Annotated in this window: 17 protein-coding genes; 7 read left to right on the top strand and 10 right to left on the bottom strand. The window is 62.5% G+C overall.

Annotation, left to right across the window (positions count from 1 at the left end):
* Complete coding sequence (gene hisH / locus ACP150_RS02210) at nt 1–639, top strand: imidazole glycerol phosphate synthase subunit HisH (RefSeq protein WP_424964909.1); 639 nt, start codon at nt 1–3, stop codon at nt 637–639.
* Nucleotides 640–821: 182 nt separating this feature from the next.
* On the opposite strand, the gene ACP150_RS02205 is transcribed toward hisH, so the two are convergent.
* Together ACP150_RS02205 and ACP150_RS02200 are read right to left on the bottom strand one after the other, a co-directional pair.
* On the bottom strand, nt 822–1,511 hold the full coding sequence (locus ACP150_RS02205; protein ID WP_424964908.1) for a deiodinase-like protein: 690 nt from the start codon (nt 1,509–1,511) through the stop codon (nt 822–824).
* Nucleotides 1,512–1,960: 449 nt separating this feature from the next.
* Entirely contained in the window at nt 1,961–2,863 is a 903-nt protein-coding gene (locus ACP150_RS02200; protein ID WP_424964907.1) for a LysR family transcriptional regulator, read from the bottom strand.
* Between the two features lie 101 nt (nt 2,864–2,964).
* On the opposite strand from ACP150_RS02200, the gene ACP150_RS02195 reads away from it, so the two are divergent.
* From ACP150_RS02195 to ACP150_RS02175, 5 genes are read left to right on the top strand one after another with little or no spacing between them, the layout of a single operon-like run.
* A complete protein-coding gene (locus tag ACP150_RS02195) occupies nt 2,965–3,255 on the top strand; it encodes a putative quinol monooxygenase (RefSeq protein ID WP_424964906.1) in 291 nt (96 codons plus the stop codon).
* Between the two features lie 21 nt (nt 3,256–3,276).
* Nucleotides 3,277–4,290: a zinc-binding alcohol dehydrogenase family protein gene (locus ACP150_RS02190; RefSeq protein ID WP_424964905.1), complete on the top strand. Its 1,014-nt coding sequence runs from the start codon at nt 3,277–3,279 to the stop codon at nt 4,288–4,290.
* Nucleotides 4,235–4,663 carry a VOC family protein gene (locus ACP150_RS02185; protein WP_424964904.1) on the top strand — a complete coding sequence of 143 codons (429 nt, stop codon included), beginning with the start codon at nt 4,235–4,237 and terminating at the stop codon, nt 4,661–4,663. The genes ACP150_RS02190 and ACP150_RS02185 overlap by 56 nt, the downstream gene beginning before the upstream one ends.
* Nucleotides 4,664–4,688: 25 nt before the next feature.
* The gene (locus ACP150_RS02180) at nt 4,689–7,067 is read left to right on the top strand and encodes a 1-deoxy-D-xylulose-5-phosphate synthase N-terminal domain-containing protein (RefSeq protein ID WP_424964903.1); all 2,379 of its coding nucleotides are present in this window, start codon (nt 4,689–4,691) and stop codon (nt 7,065–7,067) included.
* A gap of 31 nt (nt 7,068–7,098) precedes the next feature.
* Nucleotides 7,099–7,482 (top strand): RidA family protein, encoded by a 384-nt coding sequence (locus ACP150_RS02175; protein ID WP_424964902.1) that lies wholly within the window; start codon nt 7,099–7,101, stop codon nt 7,480–7,482.
* A gap of 484 nt (nt 7,483–7,966) precedes the next feature.
* Here the strand turns inward: ACP150_RS02175 and ACP150_RS02170 are convergent, their stop codons facing one another.
* The 8 genes from ACP150_RS02170 to ACP150_RS02135 form a co-directional block, all read right to left on the bottom strand.
* Nucleotides 7,967–8,281: a hypothetical protein gene (locus ACP150_RS02170; RefSeq protein WP_424964901.1), complete on the bottom strand. Its 315-nt coding sequence runs from the start codon at nt 8,279–8,281 to the stop codon at nt 7,967–7,969.
* A 46-nt stretch (nt 8,282–8,327) separates the two neighbouring features.
* Nucleotides 8,328–9,254: an ornithine carbamoyltransferase gene (gene argF / locus ACP150_RS02165; RefSeq protein ID WP_424964900.1), complete on the bottom strand. Its 927-nt coding sequence runs from the start codon at nt 9,252–9,254 to the stop codon at nt 8,328–8,330.
* Entirely contained in the window at nt 9,251–9,784 is a 534-nt protein-coding gene (locus tag ACP150_RS02160) for a GNAT family N-acetyltransferase (protein ID WP_424964899.1), read from the bottom strand. Before ACP150_RS02160 ends, argF begins: the two co-directional genes overlap by 4 nt.
* Nucleotides 9,774–10,955, bottom strand: coding sequence for an aspartate aminotransferase family protein (locus tag ACP150_RS02155; RefSeq protein ID WP_424964898.1), 1,182 nt, complete (start codon nt 10,953–10,955; stop codon nt 9,774–9,776). The genes ACP150_RS02160 and ACP150_RS02155 overlap by 11 nt, the downstream gene beginning before the upstream one ends.
* A 581-nt stretch (nt 10,956–11,536) precedes the next feature.
* Complete coding sequence (locus ACP150_RS02150; protein WP_424964897.1) at nt 11,537–13,042, bottom strand: hypothetical protein; 1,506 nt, start codon at nt 13,040–13,042, stop codon at nt 11,537–11,539.
* Nucleotides 13,043–13,106: 64 nt separating this feature from the next.
* Nucleotides 13,107–14,138: a Hint domain-containing protein gene (locus ACP150_RS02145; protein WP_424964896.1), complete on the bottom strand. Its 1,032-nt coding sequence runs from the start codon at nt 14,136–14,138 to the stop codon at nt 13,107–13,109.
* A gap of 320 nt (nt 14,139–14,458) precedes the next feature.
* Nucleotides 14,459–15,205, bottom strand: a complete 747-nt coding sequence (locus ACP150_RS02140) for a MipA/OmpV family protein (RefSeq protein ID WP_424964895.1) — start codon at nt 15,203–15,205, stop codon at nt 14,459–14,461.
* A 426-nt stretch (nt 15,206–15,631) separates the two neighbouring features.
* Nucleotides 15,632–16,972: a hypothetical protein gene (locus ACP150_RS02135; protein ID WP_424964894.1), complete on the bottom strand. Its 1,341-nt coding sequence runs from the start codon at nt 16,970–16,972 to the stop codon at nt 15,632–15,634.
* Nucleotides 16,973–17,130: 158 nt separating this feature from the next.
* On the opposite strand from ACP150_RS02135, the gene lepA reads away from it, so the two are divergent.
* A complete protein-coding gene (lepA, locus tag ACP150_RS02130) occupies nt 17,131–18,930 on the top strand; it encodes a translation elongation factor 4 (RefSeq protein ID WP_424964893.1) in 1,800 nt (599 codons plus the stop codon).
* The last annotated feature ends 87 nt before the right edge of the window (nt 18,931–19,017 follow it).

The following is a 19,017-nucleotide window of genomic DNA, read 5'->3' as shown; positions in this document are numbered from 1 at the left end:
GTGCTGACGGTTCTGGTAGATTACGACAGCGGCAATCTGCATTCGGCCGAGAAGGCCTTTGAGCGGATGGCGCGGGAGGTAGATGGCGGCGAGGTGCGGGTGAGCTCGGATCCCGAACTGGTGGCCAAGGCCGACCGGATCGTGCTGCCCGGCGACGGGGCGTTCCCGGCCTGCCGCGCGGGGCTCGAAGGGTTCGGTGGCCTGTTCGAGGCCATCGAGGAGGCGGTGACCGTCAAGGCGCGGCCTTTCATGGGGATCTGTGTCGGCATGCAGCTGATGGCGACCACGGGACGCGAATACACCGAGACGGCGGGCTTTGACTGGATCGGTGGCGAGGTGGTGCCGATCACCCCCTCGGACCCGGGGTTCAAGGTGCCCCATATGGGATGGAACGATCTGATCGTGGACCGCCCGCATCCGGTGCTGGAGGGGGTCGCGACGGGCGATCATGCCTATTTCGTCCATTCCTACCACATGCAGGTCACCGACCCCGCGACCCTGCTGGCCCATTGCGACTATGGCGGTCCGGTCACGGCGATCGTTGGGCGAGGCAACTTGGTCGGCGCGCAATTTCACCCGGAAAAAAGTCAGGCCGCAGGTCTGCGGATGATCGGCAACTTCCTGACCTGGCGTCCCTGAACGACGAGGGCCCGCGCTATCAGCGGGGCCCTAAACCAACGTCAGTGATCCCGATGCCGGGACAGAGCCTCCGCCGCGCCTCGACGCAGCACGCCCTTTTTTGCCTGCCTCGCGGATCAAGCTGCCCTTTGTGGCAAACACCCAAAAGGCGGCTCGCAACCGCAGATCAGCTCAAGCCCGGATTATGAGCGCCCCAAGAAAGTCCGCAGGTTGTTCTTGATCAGCACATTCCAGATCAACCTTGGCAAGCCATGGAAGAAGTCCTTTGCCGACCCCTTTCCCGCACGCTTTGCCGTACTGAGAACGATCCCAGGCTTGGCGGGTTTGAAGTAGCTCTTGAAATCCGCAGGTTTGTTTTGAAGCACGGCGTCCAGCGCGCGACGTGTTGTGGCGCTGTTGTTCCATGGTGCCTTGAAGCGCACGATACCTTTGCCGTCGATGATATAGACCGCGTTAGGCATGCTCCCGTAAGCCAAATGCGCCTCGCCCCCGACGCCATCCACGAGAATTGTCCGCAGGTCATAAAGCTCGGTCTTCAGGATTGAAGCCACAGCCTTTTTATCATCCATTGATTTATGCGCCGGGATTGCCGCGCCCGGATGGGCTTCACGGACATATAGAACTGCATGCGCGGCATTGGGGTAGTCGCTCGCGATTTTCTGCATGCTGTCATGGCGTGTCAGAAAGAGGGGACAGGTCATGCTCCCCAGTTCGAGGACGAGGCACTCACCCTCAAAGTCGAGAAGGTTTCGCATTTCGCCATCAGGGGTTTCCAGTTGGAAATCCGGTGCTTTTTGGCCCACGTCTGGCCCATCAGCGCTCGCCAGGTCGTAGTTGTCTGGTGAGAAAGACTCGTAGTTGTAGGATGTCATGCCATCCTCCTGTCTTTGAAATGGTTCATGTCGCTCATGCCAAGTTTTTGGCGAATGCCCGAAGGGTCTTTAGCGTTGTCTCCAGGTCTTCGCGTGACACGCCAGAAGTCGCGTCGGTTATGATGTCCATTGCGAAGGGAACAAGCTCGGAGCGCAGCCCAACGCCGTAATCCGTCAGCGAAATATCAGAACGCCGACGATCCTCGGGGCTCTCTTGTCGCATAGCCGTTGGAGTGTTTTTTGAATGGCGGAGAGCCCTAGTTGGACATGTGGGCAAAACGCAGCTTGGGTGCCCCCGGGCTCCACGCGGACTTGCAGCAGCGCGGCGAGCAGATCCTCAGACCGAGCGACGGTTTTGCGAACCGAGCTGTCACTGCCATTCTGCAGATGAACCGGAGCTTTGCGGGGCGCTTTTGCTGGCGTCGTCTTCTGGAACCTCGGCGCCGGAGCTACGCGCCGTTCCTTTCAGTTGTGGGAACCGACGCAAGAAGATGGTCGGCAAAGGCCGAAACGCGGCGCGGCTGCGCTCTTGCTGGGGGGAACATCATCTGTAGCGGGTTCGGTGGCGGCAAATGCTCGGCGAGCAGCGAAACCAAGGTGCCAGCTCGAATATCGTCGGCGACATCCAATTCGGACTTCAAGACGATCCCATGTCCGGCCAGCGCCCAGGAGCGAATGAGCCAACCGTCATTCACAATCCTGCTTCCGCGCACCGCCACGCGATGCCGCTTGGACCCTTTGCCGAATTCCCAGACGTTGTCCAAACTCTCTCCGAAGCGCATCACGAGGCAATTATGGCCAACGAGGTCCTCGGGAAGTTCCGGGGTCCCATGTCTGTCCAAATAGGCCGGAGAGGCACAGACGAGCCTTTGGAACCGACCGAGGCTGCGTAGTCTCAGGGTTGAGTCCATCATGTTGCCAAAGCGTACGGCCAGATCAAATCCTTGACCGACAAGATCGACATATCCGTCTGACAAGGACAGCTCGACGGAAACCGCGGGGTTTTCGTCGGTAAAGCTCTCTATGGCGCGAGATATGAAGGAGCGCCCAAGATCGACGGGTGCTGAGATGCGGATCAGCCCGGAGAGTGTCTCGGCCCCATGGCGAATGCGTGCGTCAAGGTCAGCGACTTCGCTCAGAACCGATCTGGCCCCGTCTATAAGTGTCCGGCCCTCTTCGGTGAGGCTGATGGACCGTGTTGTACGGTTGAACAAGACCACGCCGTAATGCGCTTCGAGTGCTGCTAAACGTTCCGAAACCGTGGTCGTGGACATACCGGTTTCCCGGGCCGCCGCCACAAGGCTGCCCTTCTCAGAGATGGTCATGAACAGCCTGAGATTGTCGAGAAGCATTGGCCGCTTTTTCCGGATTATGTTTTCTCAAGAGGAATATTTATCCCGAATGGTCGTCCAAGTAAATTCCTCACTCAGGGATCAAACAAAGGATGAAACCAATGGCCAAGCTGACCATCGTTGCCAACATCAAAGCCAACCCCGACAAGATCGACCTTGTGAAGGCTGAGCTTCTCAAGCTCATCGACATCACGCGGGGCGAAGAAGGTTGCATCAACTACGACCTGCATCAGGACAACGACAACCCGGCGCATTTTCTGTTCTACGAAAACTGGGAGAGCCGCGCGTTGTGGCAGACCCATATGGGGGCACCGCATCTGGCCGCCTACATGGAAGCGACCGATGGCGCCGTCGAAGCGTTTACGTTGAACGAGATGAGCGTTGTCGGCTGACCAATGTCACAGGAGCACACCATGAAGGCCGTTGGATATACCGAGACGGGCCCGATCACGCGGGCCGATGCGTTGATTGACTTTGAGGCCGATATGCCCACTGCGACGGGCCGTGATCTGTTGGTGAGGGTCGACGCGATTTCGGTCAACCCGGTGGATACCAAAATCCGGCAGAGGCGTGCTCCCACCGGTGGGACACCTAATATCCTGGGGTGGGATGCCGCCGGAGAAGTCGTAGGCCTCGGTGAGGCTGTCACCAATTTCTCGGTTGGTGACAAGGTCTACTATGCGGGAGCGGTCAATCGGCCTGGCACCAATTCCGAGTTCCATCTGGTGGACGAACGGATCGTTGGCAAAGCGCCCAGCTCAATCCCAACGCCCGCAGCGGCGGCGATGCCTCTGACAGCACTCACCGCCCATGAAATGCTGTTTGACCGGCTGCGGATCGACAGCCCCGTTCCGGGTGGCAAGAACACGCTCTTGGTGATTGGCGGTGCGGGTGGCGTTGGGTCCATGACCATGGGGCTCGCCCGTGCCTTGTCCGACGTGACGATCATCGCGACAGCCTCCCGGCCTGAAACGAAAGCCTGGGTGAAAGATCTCGGGGCGCATCATGTCGTCAGCCATGCAGACCCGCTTGGCCCGCAGATCGAAGCGCTTGGCGTTGGCAGCATCGATTTCGTCTACTCGACGACCCATTCGAATGTGTATTCCGCAGAGGTCGCCGGGATCATGACGCCTCAGGGCCGCTACGGGCTGATCGATGATCCGGAGACATTCGACATCATGCCCTTCAAGTCCAAGGCCATCTCGGTCCATTGGGAGTTTATGTTTACGCGCCCGATGTTCGAAACTGCCGATATCGGCCGGCAGGGCGAGATCCTGAACGAGGTCGCTGCGCTGACAGAGGCGGGCAGGCTCAAATCCACCGTTGCCGAGAGCTTTGGCACCATCAACGCCGCCAATCTGATCAAGGCCCATGCCCTGTTGGAGAGCGGCACGTCGAAGGGCAAGATCGTGCTGGAAGGCTTCTGAAATGCCGATCCGGCGGTTGGACCATGTGAATGTCGTGACGACCAGCCTGGAAAAGATGGTAGCCTGGTATGGCGCCGTCCTGGGTCTGCGTTTGGAACCCCGACCTGATTTTCCATTTGGCGGAGGCTGGCTCTCCGCCGGGCTGGCCGCTGTCGTTCACCTGGTAGAGGAGACTGGACAGGCACGGGCTGGGTCGGAACCCGCACTGAAGCTGGACATTTTGCGATCTCGGCGACGGACACCTCGGCCTTCGAGGGGACCCTGTTGGACCAGGGGGCGCGGTTCAAAAGGATCGAGGTCGAGGGCGCTGGCCGCGTCCAGTTCCATATCTCCGACCCGGACGGGAACCACGTGCATGTTGACTTTGATCTGAACGCGTAAACCTGGGAGGCGGATGAGTGATTGAGACCGTACAACACCTGAAGGTGATCGAGCAGCGGCTTTTGTGGCTCAGCCATTGGATGATCCACAACGCCAACCATCTGCGCCCCAAGGTGGATGGGATCAAAATCGGCGGGCACCAGGCCTCGTCAGCGTCGATGGTGTCCATCATGACGGCGCTCTACTTCTCGGCGCTCCGACCCGAGGACAGGGTGGCGGTCAAACCCCATGCCTCGCCGATCTACCACGCGATGCACTACCTGATGGGCACCCAAACTCGCGAGAAGATGGAGAACTTCCGGGGCTACGGCGGCGTGCAGAGTTACCCGAGCCGAACCAAGGATGTCGATGACGTGGATTTCTCCACCGGGTCGGTGGGTCTTGGCGTCGGGATCACGGCCCTGGCCTCGTTGGTACAGGACTTCATCGCGGCCAAGGACTGGGGACGTGACTTGCCCTTGGGCAGGATGGTGGCGCTCGTCGGCGATGCGGAGCTTGACGAGGGGAACGTCTACGAGGTCCTCCAGGAGGGCTGGAAGAACGACCTGCGCAACACGTGGTGGATCGTCGACTACAACCGGCAGTCCCTCGACGGGATTGTACGCGAAGGCCTGTTTGAACGGGTTGAGAAGATCTTCGATGCCTTTGGATGGGATGTCGTTCGGGTCAAGCACGGTGCGCTTCAACGAGCGGCATTTGAAGAGCCGGGCGGCGAGACCCTGCGGGATTGGATCGATGCCTGCCCGAACCAGGACTACGCGGCGCTGACCTATATGGGCGGCGCGGTTTGGCGGCAGAGGCTCATGGATGACCTTGGCGATCAGGGCGACGTATCTGCCCTGATCGACCGCAGAAGCGACGCCCAACTTGCCGTGCTGATGGAAAACCTTGGCGGCAACTGCGTGGAAACGATGGCCCAGACCTTCGCGGCCATTGATCATGACCGGCCCACCTGTTTTCTGGCCTACACCATCAAAGGCTGGGGCACACCTATTGCCGGGCACAAGGACAATCACGGCGGTCTGATGACCAAACCCCAAATGGCCGAGTGGCAGAACCAGATGGGGGTTCCGGAAGGTCAGGAATGGGACCCGTTCGCCACCGTCGAAAATGTGGAAGCCTTGCAGGCCTTCCTCGCACAGGTTCCGTTCTTCAACACCGGCCCACGCCGGTTTTCGGATGATCGGTTGCCGGTGCCGACGGTTGCAATCGACACGGCAAAAGATACCTCCACCCAAGCTGCTTTCGGCAAGATCCTGGATGAATTGTCCAAGGGAGACAGCGATCTCGCCGCACGGATCATGACGACCTCGCCCGATGTGACCGGAACCACAGGCCTTGGGGCCTGGGTGAACCGGCGCAGGCTGTTTGCCCGAGAGGCCAAGGCGGACGCGTTTATCGAGCATCGCATCCCGTCGACCGCCAAGTGGCGTTTCGATGGGGCGGGCCAGCATCTGGAACTGGGCATCGCAGAGATGAACCTGTTTCTGCTGCTCGGGGCAGCGGGCCTGTCACATTCCCTGTTCGGCAAGCGCCTGATCCCCATCGGGACCGTCTACGATCCCTTCGTCTGCCGAGGCCTGGATGCGCTGAACTACGCAACGTATCAGGACGCGCGCTTCATGATCGTCGGCACCCCTTCAGGGGTCACCTTGGCCCCTGAAGGCGGGGCGCATCAATCCATCGGCACCCCTCTCATTGGTATGTCCCAAGACGGGCTGGCGGCGTTTGAGCCCGCATTTGCGGACGAACTTTCACACATCATGCATTGGGCTTTCGACTACATGCAGCGTGACGGCGACGGGGACCCGGATGAGCGCACTTGGTTGCGGGACGAAACCGGTGGGTCCATCTATCTCAGATTGACGACCACGCCCTTAGAGCAGCCCGGGCCACGACCTGATCCGGGTTGGCAGCAAGGGGCTGTCGATGGGGGCTATTGGCTGCGAAAGCCCGGCCCCAACTGTGACGTCGTCATCGCTTATCAGGGGGCTGTGGCTCCAGAAGCGATCAAGGCGGCGGGCCATCTCGCCGGGTCACGCCGAGACGTGGGCGTGCTCGCCGTGACCTCGGCTGACCGTCTCAATGCCGGGTGGACAGCCGCTCAGCGCGCCCGCGCCCGGGGCAATACGGACGCCGTCTCCTGCGTCGAGCGGCTCATGAACGATCTGCCGCCCCATTGCACATTGATCACGGTGATCGACGGCCATCCGGCAACGCTCGCTTGGCTCGGAAGTGTTGCCGGGCACCGGACTGTGCCGCTCGGGGTCGAGCATTTTGGTCAAACCGGGACCATCGGCGATCTCTACCGGCATTACGGCATCGACGCTCAAGGCATCCTTGAAAAGGTGGCAGGGCTCACGGCCGGGAGGCCGCTTGGCCAACAGATGTCATGAAACGCAGACCGCGTGCGAGGGAGGCATAAACATGAAGCTCAAAGAGGTCTCATCCGGCACCCCGGAAGAAAGACTGACGGAACTCGGACTTGCCTTGCCACCGGTGCCAGAGGCTGTCGCCGATTACGTGACCCACACGCAGATCGGGCCCATCATCTACACGTCAGGGATGCTCCCCTGGATCTCCGGGGACCTGAAGTTCACGGGCAAGATGGGCGCTGATCTAACGGTCGAGCAAGGCTATGAGGCGTTCCAACTGTCGGCTTTGAACGGCCTGTCGCTGCTCCGCTCGATTAAGGGGGATCTTGGCAGGATCAAGCGTATCCATCGCCTCGGAGGCACCGGTGGGGCCACGCCTGATTTCTACGATATGTCGCGCGCGCTCAACGGGGCCTTGCACTTGGTCAACACGTAAAGGGTCCTCGGATCTACCAGAAAGCCGAGCATCTCAGGGCGGTCCGACTTCTTCTAGGGCGCACCGAGATGGTCAGCACTGTTCGATCCCCTGGCGTTGAACTTGAAGAGGCTGGAGCCCTTGCCGACGCCATTGAGATTTCGCAACGCCGGGTCGCCGTCAAGGGCAGTCCATTTCTACCCTCGACCCCGCAGTGCAGCCAGTCAGGCCTGCCCGTCTACGTCGAACCCAGATGATGCTACAAACGACAATACCAAACACGGGCTTTCTCGCCGTGTGCCCAAGAAATCCCAGCCCCGGCAGCGCGCGCGGCAAAGGGCGTGTCACGAGGGTCAGTGCCGCTGTCCGGACGTCCGCGTGACTTGCAACACGCAGCGAGACAAGCCAGGGCGCAGAGTGAGCTCGGATCGGACACGCTCGCATGGCCGTTTGCTGTGTGGCCTTGGCGCCCCCTCGGGGCCGTGAGTGTCGAGGGCGCGGGTTGTCAGATGTCCGGGCACTCCCGCCGGGCGATGGTCTGAATGCGCTGTCTTTCCTGAATGCGCGGATTGCCGAGGCCGACATTGCCAGCCGAAACGCGCGGCCCCAAGCCGGGGCTGGCCGCGGCCTTGATCGCGGTCAGGGCCGAGAGGGACAGGCTTTGAATACAGGCCTCCGGGACATCCGCGTCACGCATGGCCGGTGCCAGCTGCGCCCGCAGCTGTTCGGTCCCGGCATTGGCGCCGCCGGGGGTCGTGGTCTCGCATCCGGCCAGAACCAGAACGGTCGAAAGGGTCGTGATCAAAGCTGTCGGTCTCAAGGGGCGTCTCCCGGGTTGGAGGTATATCAGCCGCTATCCTGCGCGCTCAGACCCCCAGACACCAGCGCAAGACGGCCTTCTGCGCGTGAAGCCGGTTCTCGGCCTCGTCGAAGATCACCGAGTTCGGGCCATCCATCACCTCCGAGGTGACCTCCTCGCCGCGATGGGCGGGCAGGCAATGCATGAAGAGCGCATCCGGCTTGGCCTTGTCCATCAACGCCCGGTCTACCTGATAGGGGCGCAGCTGGTTGTGGCGGCGCTCCTTGGTGGTCTGGCTGTCATGCATCGAGACCCAGGTATCGGCGACCACCAGATCCGCGCCCTGCACGGCAATGTCCGGGTCCCGCTCGATGGCGACCTGCACGCCCTTGGCGCGGGCACCGGCGACGAACTCATCCTCCGGATCGAGGGTCGAGGGACCGGTGAAGGTCAGATCGAAGCCAAACTGCCCGGCGGCATGGAGGAAAGAGGCGCAGACATTGTTGCCATCGCCGCACCACACCACCTTCTTGCCCGCGATGGGGCCGCGATGCTCTTCATAGGTCATGATATCAGCCATGATCTGGCAGGGATGGGTGCGGTTGGTCAGCCCGTTGATCACCGGCACCGTGGCATGATCCGCCATCTCCAGAAGGGTGGTTTCTTCAAAGGTCCGGATCATGATCAGATCGACGTAGCGGCTCAGGACGCGCGCCGTGTCCGCGATGGTCTCGCCATGGCCGAGCTGCATATCCGTGCCCGAGAGCACCATGGTCTGCCCGCCCATCTGGCGCACGCCGACATCGAAGGACACGCGGGTCCGGGTCGAGGGTTTCTCGAAGATCAGGGCGACCATATGCCCGGCCAACGGCTGGGTGTCGTCGGTCGCGCCCTTGGGGCGTCCGGCGCGGGCGTCCTTCATGCTCCGGCCCAGGTCGATCATCTTCCGGAGCTCCGCCGGATCGGTCGTGTGAATGTCGAGAAAATGCGTCATTTCAAGTCTTTCTTGTCATCTGTCCGGGCGGCATCCGCAGCGGGGGCCCACATATCCATTACCAGCACGGTCGCGCCATCCTCGCAGGGGCGCAGGCCGACGGGCGTGAAACCCGCCTTGCGATAGGCCGCGATCGCGGCGGTGTTCTCCGGGTCGGGATCCACCACCACAGCCGGGATCCCCGCCGCAAAGAGCGCCTCGGCCCGGGCGCGCAGATAACCCGCGCCATGGCCCTGACCGAGATAGGCCGGATCCCCGAGAAACGTGTCCATCCCGTGCGCGTCATCGGGCAGGTGCCCGTAATGGGGCGCGCCATAGGCCCGGACCGGATAGTTCTGCACGAAGGCGAAGGGCTTGTCGGCCCAGACCACCCGCATGTCGCAGAACCCGCCCTCGAGATCCTCTTCGATCAGGGCGATCTCGGCCTCCGGCGTGCCCCACCAGCCGCCCATATGGGGCTCGGCCAGCCAGGCGCGCAGCATCGGGTAATCCGCCCGGGTCACGGGCACGAACCTGTAATCATGCGGCATTGGCCCGAACCGATTCCGCAACCGCCCGCAGACGGCTGAGCGCTTCGCCGATCTCGTCCTCCGAGATGGTCAGCGCCGGCAGCAGCCGGATGACGTTCTCTGCCGCGGGCACCACAAGCACCCCGGCGTCATAGCCCGCCTGCACAACGTCCGTGTTCGGTGCCGTGCAGACAATCCCCAGCATCAGCCCGCTGCCGCGCACCTCGCCATAGACCTCGGGGAACTCGGCGACGAGCCCCTCAAGCCCCTGTCGCAGCAGGCCCGATTTGCGCTGCACATCTGCGAGGAACCCGTCTTCAGTCACGCTCTCCAGCACGGCGCAGCCCACGGCGCAGCCCAGCGGGTTGCCACCATAGGTCGAGCCGTGGCTGCCTGCGGTCATGCCAGAGGCGGCGTTCTCGGTGGCCAAGACTGCACCGAGGGGGAACCCGCCGCCGATCCCCTTGGCCACCATCATGATGTCCGGCGCGATCCCGGCCCATTCATGGGCAAAGAGCCGTCCGGTCCGGCCCACGCCGCATTGCACCTCGTCGAGGATCATCAGAACGCCATGGGCGTCGCACAGGTCGCGCAACCCCTTGAGGCAGGCATCGGGCAGGGGCTTGATCCCGCCTTCGCCCTGCACGGGTTCGACGATGACGGCGGCGGTGCGGTCGGTGATCGCGACCTGCAGCGCCTCGTGATTGCCGAAGGGCAGGTGGCGGAACCCGGGCAGGAGCGGGCCGAAGCCCTTGGTCATCTTCTCGGACCCTGCCGCCGCAATCCCCGCCGAGGAGCGGCCATGGAACGAGCCCTCGAAGGCGATGATCTCGACCCGCTCAGGCTGGCCCGCATCGTGGAAATACTTGCGCGCCATCTTGACGGCGAGCTCGCAGCTCTCGGTGCCGGAATTGGTGAAAAACACTGTATCCGCAAAGGTTTCGGCCACCAGCATCTCGGCCAGTTTCTGCTGGGCCGGGATCTCATAGAGGTTCGAGACATGCCAGAGCGCCTGCGCCTGTTCGGTCAGGGCGGCGACGAGCCGGGGATGGGCATGGCCGAGCGCGTTCACGGCGATCCCGGCGCCGAGATCCAGAAAGCGTCGCCCATCCGCCTCGATCAGCCAGGAGCCCTCGCCTTTGACAAAGCTCAAAGGCGCGCGGTTATAGGTCGGCAGGATCGCAGGGATCATCGGTCACATCCTCTCGGAACAGGCGAGCCCCATTGGTGCCAATGGCGTGGGGCGGTGTCAATTTGGAATGGTGGGGCGGGCATGAGGGCCCAAAGCAACGGGGCGCGCGGGTTACGCGCGGGTCAGGTCTCGTCGGATCTGTCGGAGGGTGAGGGCCATGGGGCCGTCTCCTGTGGTTGCTCTGGGCGCGGTGTAAACCGGCGCGGGGCGGTTTGGCAAGAGGCCAGATGCGAGCGTCGGGGGCGGCTCGGTGCCCGATTTTTGCCCGTCGGCGGGGCGTCGGACATGTGTCGGGCAAGTGTCGGGCACCTGTCGGGCAAAGTGCCCGACGGGGAGGTGCCTTGCGTCTCATCGTGCCAGCGACCAAAGCCGCGCTGCTTGAGAGGCGCATGGGGGCCGAGAGGCGCGCCGCGACGGCGGATGCCACACCGAAAGACGCCCCCAATACGACAGACGCGACAGCAACCCCCCGAAGACCCGCGCCCGTCAACCGCTGCCCCATCCCGCCCGGCGGCACGCCGGACATCGCTCGACCTCCCCCCGGGAGGGGGTTTCACCCCCACCCGAGGTCGGGGGTTGTCCTAAAGTGTGACCAGAGCCACGATGGTGCCGATTACGCCTGACAAGGTCCCGACAACGCTAGTGACGATTGCGACCTCCGTGGGGTGTGCTTTCAGATACAGCCAAACTTTGGAGAGGCGAGAGAACAGTCGGATTTGCGCAGCTTGCGTTTCCAGCGCCTTGTTGCGCTCTGCCCCTACCAGAGGGACGATGCTATCGGGCACTGGTGAGTTGATAGAAACGCCTGGAAGAGCAAAACGATCCTCTCGCAGATCTTCGGCCAGAGTGCCTTCCGACAGGTCCGCGACCGAAGCGGCAATATCCGCGATCCGCTGGGCGCTTTCCGGCGGGATCTCTCCGAGCCTGATCTGATTGAGCTGTTCACGGTTTGCGAGAATTCCCGGGTCGCTTGCACGTATCGCCCCCGATGCATCGGCGAGGCTTTGGATCAGATCGCGATTGGCTGCGGAGGCAGGTAAGTCGTCTGCCGCAATGTCCTCGATGAGGCTGACTCGTGCGCGCTCGAAGTCCATTTCGATCCGCTGCGGATCGTTGCCGTAGCGTGCGTATGTGCGCCGCAATAAACGCACCTGATAAGCATCGTCGGATAAGGCATTGCGTTGGCCCGAAATTGCCAGATCCAGCGCATCTTCGACGGTGTCGAGGAGCAGGCCCAGTGGACCGCCCTCCGGCATATTCTTCGGAGTGAGCTTCAGTGCGCCGGTTTCGCTGAAAGCTATATCTTCCTGTAGTAGTGCGGCAACCTTTGGGGCCCCGAAGGTTGCAATCCGCTCTGCAATTGCGCTGGGGCCTTCGTCCCAAACGTCATCCGGGATCAGGGCGATCTGCTCTTGCAGGGTCCAGTCTTCGGGGTTCCCGGTACGCATCCCGTGGAGCCAGCGTTTCCAGAAGTTCCACGCAGGGTCGCTGTCGAAGAACTCGGTGAGTTTAGCGTAACCTTCGGCCAGTCCTTCCGGTTCGCCTGGAGGTATGTCGCCGAGGGCCTCCGAAGGCCAGAGCCATTCTTTGAAGACACTCTCGATCCTGTCGCCGTCCAACTGTCCGGCGTCCCAGTCGCAAGCGGAGTAGGCGGAGTAGGCGGCGGAGTTGGCGGAGAAGGCGGAGTTGGCGGCGGAGTAGGCGGCGGAGTAGGCGGCGGAGTTGGCGGCGGAGTTGGCGGCGGAGTTGGCGGCGGAGTCGACGGAGTAGGCGGCGGAGTAGGCGGCGGAGTAGGCGGCGGAGAAGGCGGAGTTGGCGGAGAAGGCGGAGTTGGCGGAGAAGGCGGAGAAGGCGGAGCTTTCGACGTCTTCTTTGAGTTCGGGGGTCGGACACACCGCCGCGACCCCCGAACTCAGGATCGCACGCAAGACGGGCAAGGCAAGTCCGCCCAGTGTCTCAGTATCCGCAAACCCCAGTCCGGGGGCGGCCCGCAGTGCGCAGCGCGCCGCAAAGGCCACCCGCACCGAATGCTCCTGCGTCTCCAGCCACGCTTTCGCGCTGTCTTCGTCGGTGATGGTAATGTCCATGCCTGCTCCGCCGCTGCTCTGGCCCGCAGCCTAGGGCCGGGACATCGCGCTGCCAAGCAGCCCTTCAGCCCGCGCCCAGCAGGGCGGCGGCTTCGTGGGCGCGCAGGCAGGGGGCGGCGGTGGTGCCGGGGCCTTGGGCGAAGAGCTCGGGGAAGATCTGGCGCAGTTCGAGCTGGGCCATCCAGTCGAGCCCGTCCTGGGCGACCTCGCCGGGATAGAGGCTCTCGGACAGGCAGCCCTCGGCCTCCACGATCGCGTGGCCGTCCACCAGCAGGTGGCAATAGGTGACCGAGGCTTGCGGCGCGCGGGTGACGCCGGGCAGGGCGGTCAGGTGCTTGGCGGCGACGAGCACTTCGGGCAGGCCGAAGAGCAGCTCTGCCTGCCATGTGCGCATCAGCATCCGGTGGGCGGGCGAGACGGAGAGGGTGCGGCTGTTGCCGAGCGCGCCGGGCGCAAAGCGGATCGGGGCGAGGGCGCCGGTCCCGTCCACGCGGCGTGCGCCGACCCAGCGGATCACGGCCTCCGGCTCCGCCTCGGTCCAGATCCGGTCGCCCTTGCGCAAGGTCTCGATCGCGCGGGGGCCGTCTGGTGTGCGCAGCAGGGTTCCGGCGGTGAAACAGGGCACGAACTGGTCATAGCGGATGTCGCCATTGTTCGAGCCCGAGATCTTCACATAGGATTTGCCCGGGATCAGGGGCTGGGTCAGGCCCATGCCCCAGATATCCGAGGTCTGCCCGTCCTTGGAGAAGACATAGACGCTGATCAGGGGGCCGGTGGGCTGGCCCTGGTCGTTGAGGGCGCGCAAGTCGATCCGGCTCTCGGATTCCACGCGGGTGCCGTTATCCACCAGCCCACCGCCATCGACCACCCGGTGGCGGTTGGGCAGGTCGTCTTCGAGGATGTTGGGGTTGGAGCCCCGTCCCGGCCGGTCATCGATCACCACGGTGACCGGCGTGAAGCCGCCGACATATTCGAAGACCGTGCCATTGGGCGTGTCGGAGTTGTTGATGATCGGGTTGCCGGGCGTGCCCGAGGGGCTGCCTGAGGCGATCAGCAGGGCCTCGTTGTCGATGGCGATGAGATCTCTGTCCGGCATCCGGTCTCATTTCTCTGGCGCGTCTTGGCGGGCGCGTCTTGTGGTATACAATCTCAGGTAGAAAGCGGGTATGCAAGAGCAACTCAACATTTAGTGGTCGCGCGACGGGAATCCGCCGATCCTGCCCCGGGCGCGCCCGGATTTCGGGGGCGTGACCAGCGCAGTGCAGCGTTAACCCGTTGCTTTCGCGGGCAAGTGTTCTGTGCTTTGCGGGCAAGTCTCCGCGCAAGCCTGCGCGAGACGGTGCCGCCTGCTGTTCCCAATCCTCCCTCGGGCCGGAGCATGACGCGGCCTGCGGGCAAATCAAGAGAAGCGTTGCGTCAGAAGCGGAATTCCACCCCGAGCCCGCCGGAGACCAGCGTGTCATCCTCGATGATCGGGCTGTCGGTGACCGCGTCCGGCAGGAAATCCGCGCGCAGGGTGCCGAGGATGGACCAGTTCTCGCCGATGGGCATCACGCCGCGCAGGCCGACAAAGGGCACGACCACATCGCCGGGGTCATAGGCATCGCGCCCGACCCGGGCCTCGTCCGATCCCACGCCCCAGACATAGCGGCTCAGATCGCCGCTCTGCCAGGCCGCACCGGCGGACCAGTCGAGCCGCACCGGGCCGAGGGCCTGGCGCAGGCCGAAGCGAAAGCGCGCCTCCTGCCCGTCATGCTCGCCGGTGAATTCCTGACGAATATCCGCGCCCGCATAGAGCCGCCCGAGATCATAGCGCAGCTCAAGCGCCACATCGCCGGTCACCTCGCGGTCGATCCCATCCAGTTCGGGCCCATCGGTCGAAATCAGTCCGGAAAAGCGCGGCCGGGCCGCCACCGAGACGTCAAAGGCGCCGAGATCCAGAACATCATAGCTGAGCCCGTTCGTGCTGAGCTCGAACGGGCCATTGGCATAGCGGAACAGGGGCAGGGGGATCACGTCGGAGCCTTGCCCGATATAGGGATTGGTATCCGCCGCCACGAGCCCGCCCAGAGACCACCCATCCGGCCGACCGCCAGCCTCCTGCGCAAGCGCAGGCTGAGCAAGAACGGCCCCAAGGGCTAAGAGGGAGATCGTCCGGAACATGGAAACAGTCTATCCGATTCGAAAAGCCTTGTCCTGCAAGGAGATGGCCCGCGGAGTTCACAGATCCAGTGTAGGAATGCAGACTCGGTGTGTGGCCTGTCGCGCGAACGGAAACTGCACTGTTTTTGGGCAGTCTCCGCTTGAGGCGCTTGCGCGATGGATTGACCGACGCGCCCCTTGCGTCACTCAGATGCCGCCTGAGGTCGCCGCAATGGTGAGAAGCCATTAAGGTAATGCCAGAGTGCCCATTCGAGGTTCAAGGGCTAAGCGGTCCAGCCCAGGGCACCGATGGACCGAACAAGCACAGCGAGCCTTGTGAACCAGAGCGCAACGAGCTCGAAGTCTTCGACAACTTCCGGCTACGTGTCATCCGAGCCCATCCGTGAAAACGAGCGGAACACGACTGCTGGTTTGGCGAAACTTCGATCAAAGCTCACGGGTGGTTGCCAGGTCGCCATTTTCTTCGCTTGGCCGCGCTGCCTTCATTTGCTCGATCCTCTGTTCGAACTGGGCCTCGAGCGCTGGATATCTGAGATCTTCACGTTCAAGTCCCATAAACCACGCGAGGTTCAGGCCAAGCGATCCTAGTAGCGTGATGTTCATCAGCCAAGTTTGGGTCTTCTCAGCAAGGGTTCGCTGCTGCGCGGCCTCAAGGGTGGATAAGCGTGCATCGGCCAGGGCGTGCTGCGCCTTCGCCAGATCCTGCTCCAGTTCTGCGATGACAGAGTGCAGGCGGTTGATTTCCGCAACCAGCCTGTTTGTATCGTCCTCGACCCCGCCAGACACCCTGAGTGCCGTCGAGATGTTCCTAAAAACGAGTGGAAGTCTCTCGAGACCCTCAAACCCCTCGGGCAGATCATTTGCCGGACCTTCGCGCTTGTAGTCGGCGATTTGCCTCTCAAGCTGTGCTGCCATGCTTTCGGCGGCGTCAGCGGCAAGTTCCGGCTGATGCAGGAGGCTCTTAACATGGCTCCGGAGAACCTCCTGATTGAGCGGCTCGACGTTCCCTGAAAAAGCCTCGTCAATCTTGGCAATGTGCTTCGAAACCGCCCTTGGTCCCACATCCCAGAGCTCATTTGGGATCAATGAAATACGTTCTTGCAGTTCCCAAGGAAGAGGTGCACCCGTTCGCATCCCCTCCCACCAACGTTGCCAGAAACTCCAGACCGCAGTTTCCTTGTCCATGGACGCAAGGGCACTCTCATACGCTTTCACATGGCCAGCCGGTTCTGCCGCTGCGTGATTGCTTTCGCCGGGGGAGGGCCAAAGGGTCGCCATGAACACATCGCTTGCAGGTTGGCTGTTCGCAGCAATCTGCGTCAGAAGTTGCGCATCTCGGTTTGCTGCCGCATAGCTGTTCGCCACATAGTTTTCAGCCCAAGTGATGGCGGTTGCCGCGCCCTTCTCAATCATGTCGTTTTCGCCGATCGCCACTTGCACGGCGTTCAAGGCAATTCGACCGGCACTGCTTGCGGAGGAATTATCCATGGACGATGTCGTCCTAAGCTCCGAGCGGAGCGCCTCTGACGCATTCTGCGCCGCTCGTGCGAGTTTGTTCGCGGTGAGTTGAGAGTGCTCTCCTGCCGAGACACAGGCGATGAGTGTTGAGCGCAGGATGAAAAAGCGCGCCAGATCATCCGAGGAGGCCGAAACGTGTTGGATGGCGGACATTGCGCGCAACGAGTTTCTTGCAGCAAACGCTGCAATTGTTTTCGGATCCTGCTGGCCCGACCACGCTTCAGCAGTTTCTCGGTCGCAAATTTCCATACCGTGCTTGCCTCGCGTTTTAAGCTTCCAGCCTAGCGCGTGGGACCAACCCCGCAACACCCGTGTGATAGGTGTGTGATTGAAGCGGACATGCAACTGCGAAGCATAGACACTGTCGCCACTTGCCAACCCCCTCAAACCGCCGCATATCCCTTCCCATGACCGATCTCGCGCATATCCGGAACTTCTCCATCGTGGCTCATATCGACCACGGCAAATCCACTCTGGCGGACCGTCTCATCCAGGAGACGAACACCGTGGCGGACCGGGATATGAAGGCCCAGCTGCTCGACAGTATGGATATCGAGCGCGAGCGGGGGATCACGATCAAGGCCAACACGGTGCGGATCGATTACACCGCCGAGGATGGGCAGGATTATGTCCTGAACCTGATCGACACCCCGGGCCATGTGGATTTCGCCTATGAGGTCAGCCGCTCCATGCGCGCGGTGGAGGGCTCGCTTCTGGTGGTGGACAGCACCCAAGGCGTCGAGGCGCAAACGCTCGCCAATGTCTATCAGGCCATCGAGGCGGATCACGAGATCGTCCCGGTGCTCAACAAGATCGACCTGCCGGCCTCCGATTGCGACCGGGTGGCGGAGCAGATCGAGGATGTGATCGGCATTGATGCCACCGGCGCGATCCAGGTCTCGGCCAAGACCGGCGTCGGGATCCGCGAGACGCTGGAGGCGATTGTTACCGAGCTGCCCGCGCCGCAGGGCGACGTGGACGCGCCCCTGAAGGCGATGCTGGTGGACAGCTGGTATGACGCCTATCTCGGCGTGATCGTTCTGGTGCGGATCATCGACGGGACCCTCAAGAAGGGCGAGCGGATCAAGATGCTCTCGAACGGGTCGGTGCACCATGTGGACCGGGTCGGTGTCTTCCGCCCCGAGATGCAGCCCGTCGACGCGCTGGGCCCCGGCGAGATCGGGTTCCTGACCGCCTCGATCAAGCAGGTGCGCGACACCCGCGTCGGCGACACGATCACCCATGAGAAGAAGGGCACGACCGACCCGCTGCCGGGGTTCAAGCCCTCCCAGCCCGTGGTGTTCTGTGGCCTCTTCCCGGTGGACAATGCGGAGTTCGAGGATCTGCGCGACGCGATCGAGAAGCTTGCCCTGAACGACGCCTCCTTCAGCTACGAGATGGAGACCTCGGCCGCCCTCGGTTTCGGCTTCCGCTGCGGCTTCCTTGGGCTGTTGCATCTGGAGGTGATCCGCGACCGGATCGAGCGCGAGTACAATATCGAGCTCATCACCACGGCGCCCTCGGTCATCTACCATGTGTATATGCGCGACGGCTCCATGATCGAGCTGCACAACCCCGCCGACATGCCGGATCTGACCCATGTGGACCATTTGGAGGAGCCGCGGATCAAGGCGACGATCCTCGTGCCCGATGACTATCTCGGCGATGTGCTGAAGCTGTGCCAGGACCGGCGGGGGATCCAGCTGGACCTGACCTATGCGGGCAGCCGCGCGATGGTGGTCTATGACCTGCCGCTGAACGAGGTGGTGTTCGATTTCTACGACCGGCTGAAATCCGTGACGAAAGGCTATGCGAGCTTCGACTATCAGATGCTCGACTACCGGCAGGACCATCTGGTGAAGATGTCGATCCTCGTGAATGACGAGCCGGTGGACGCGCTCTCGACCATGGTGCACCGGGACCGCGCGGAGATGCGCGGGCGGGCCATGTGCGAGAAACTCAAGGACCTGATACCGCGCCACATGTTCAAGATCCCGATCCAGGCGGCCATCGGCGGCAAGGTCATCGCGCGCGAGACGCTCGCCGCGCTGCGCAAGGACGTGACCGCGAAATGCTATGGCGGCGACGTGACCCGGAAGAAGAAGCTGCTGGAGAAGCAGAAGGCGGGCAAGAAGAAGATGCGCCAGTTCGGGAAGGTGGATATCCCGCAGGAAGCGTTTATTTCCGCACTCAAGATGGATGGTTAGGCATACACATCGAGCCAACATGAAAGAGGACAGCTTGCGGCGCGCTGAGAAGCTTCGGGCGTACCCACGCTATGGGTTTATAGGATG

Source organism: Dinoroseobacter sp. S375 (assembly GCF_049800775.1).
GTDB lineage: Bacteria > Pseudomonadota > Alphaproteobacteria > Rhodobacterales > Rhodobacteraceae > Dinoroseobacter.
The sequence above is the reverse complement of the archived record's forward strand: the minus strand, read 5'-3'. Positions and strand labels throughout refer to the sequence as shown.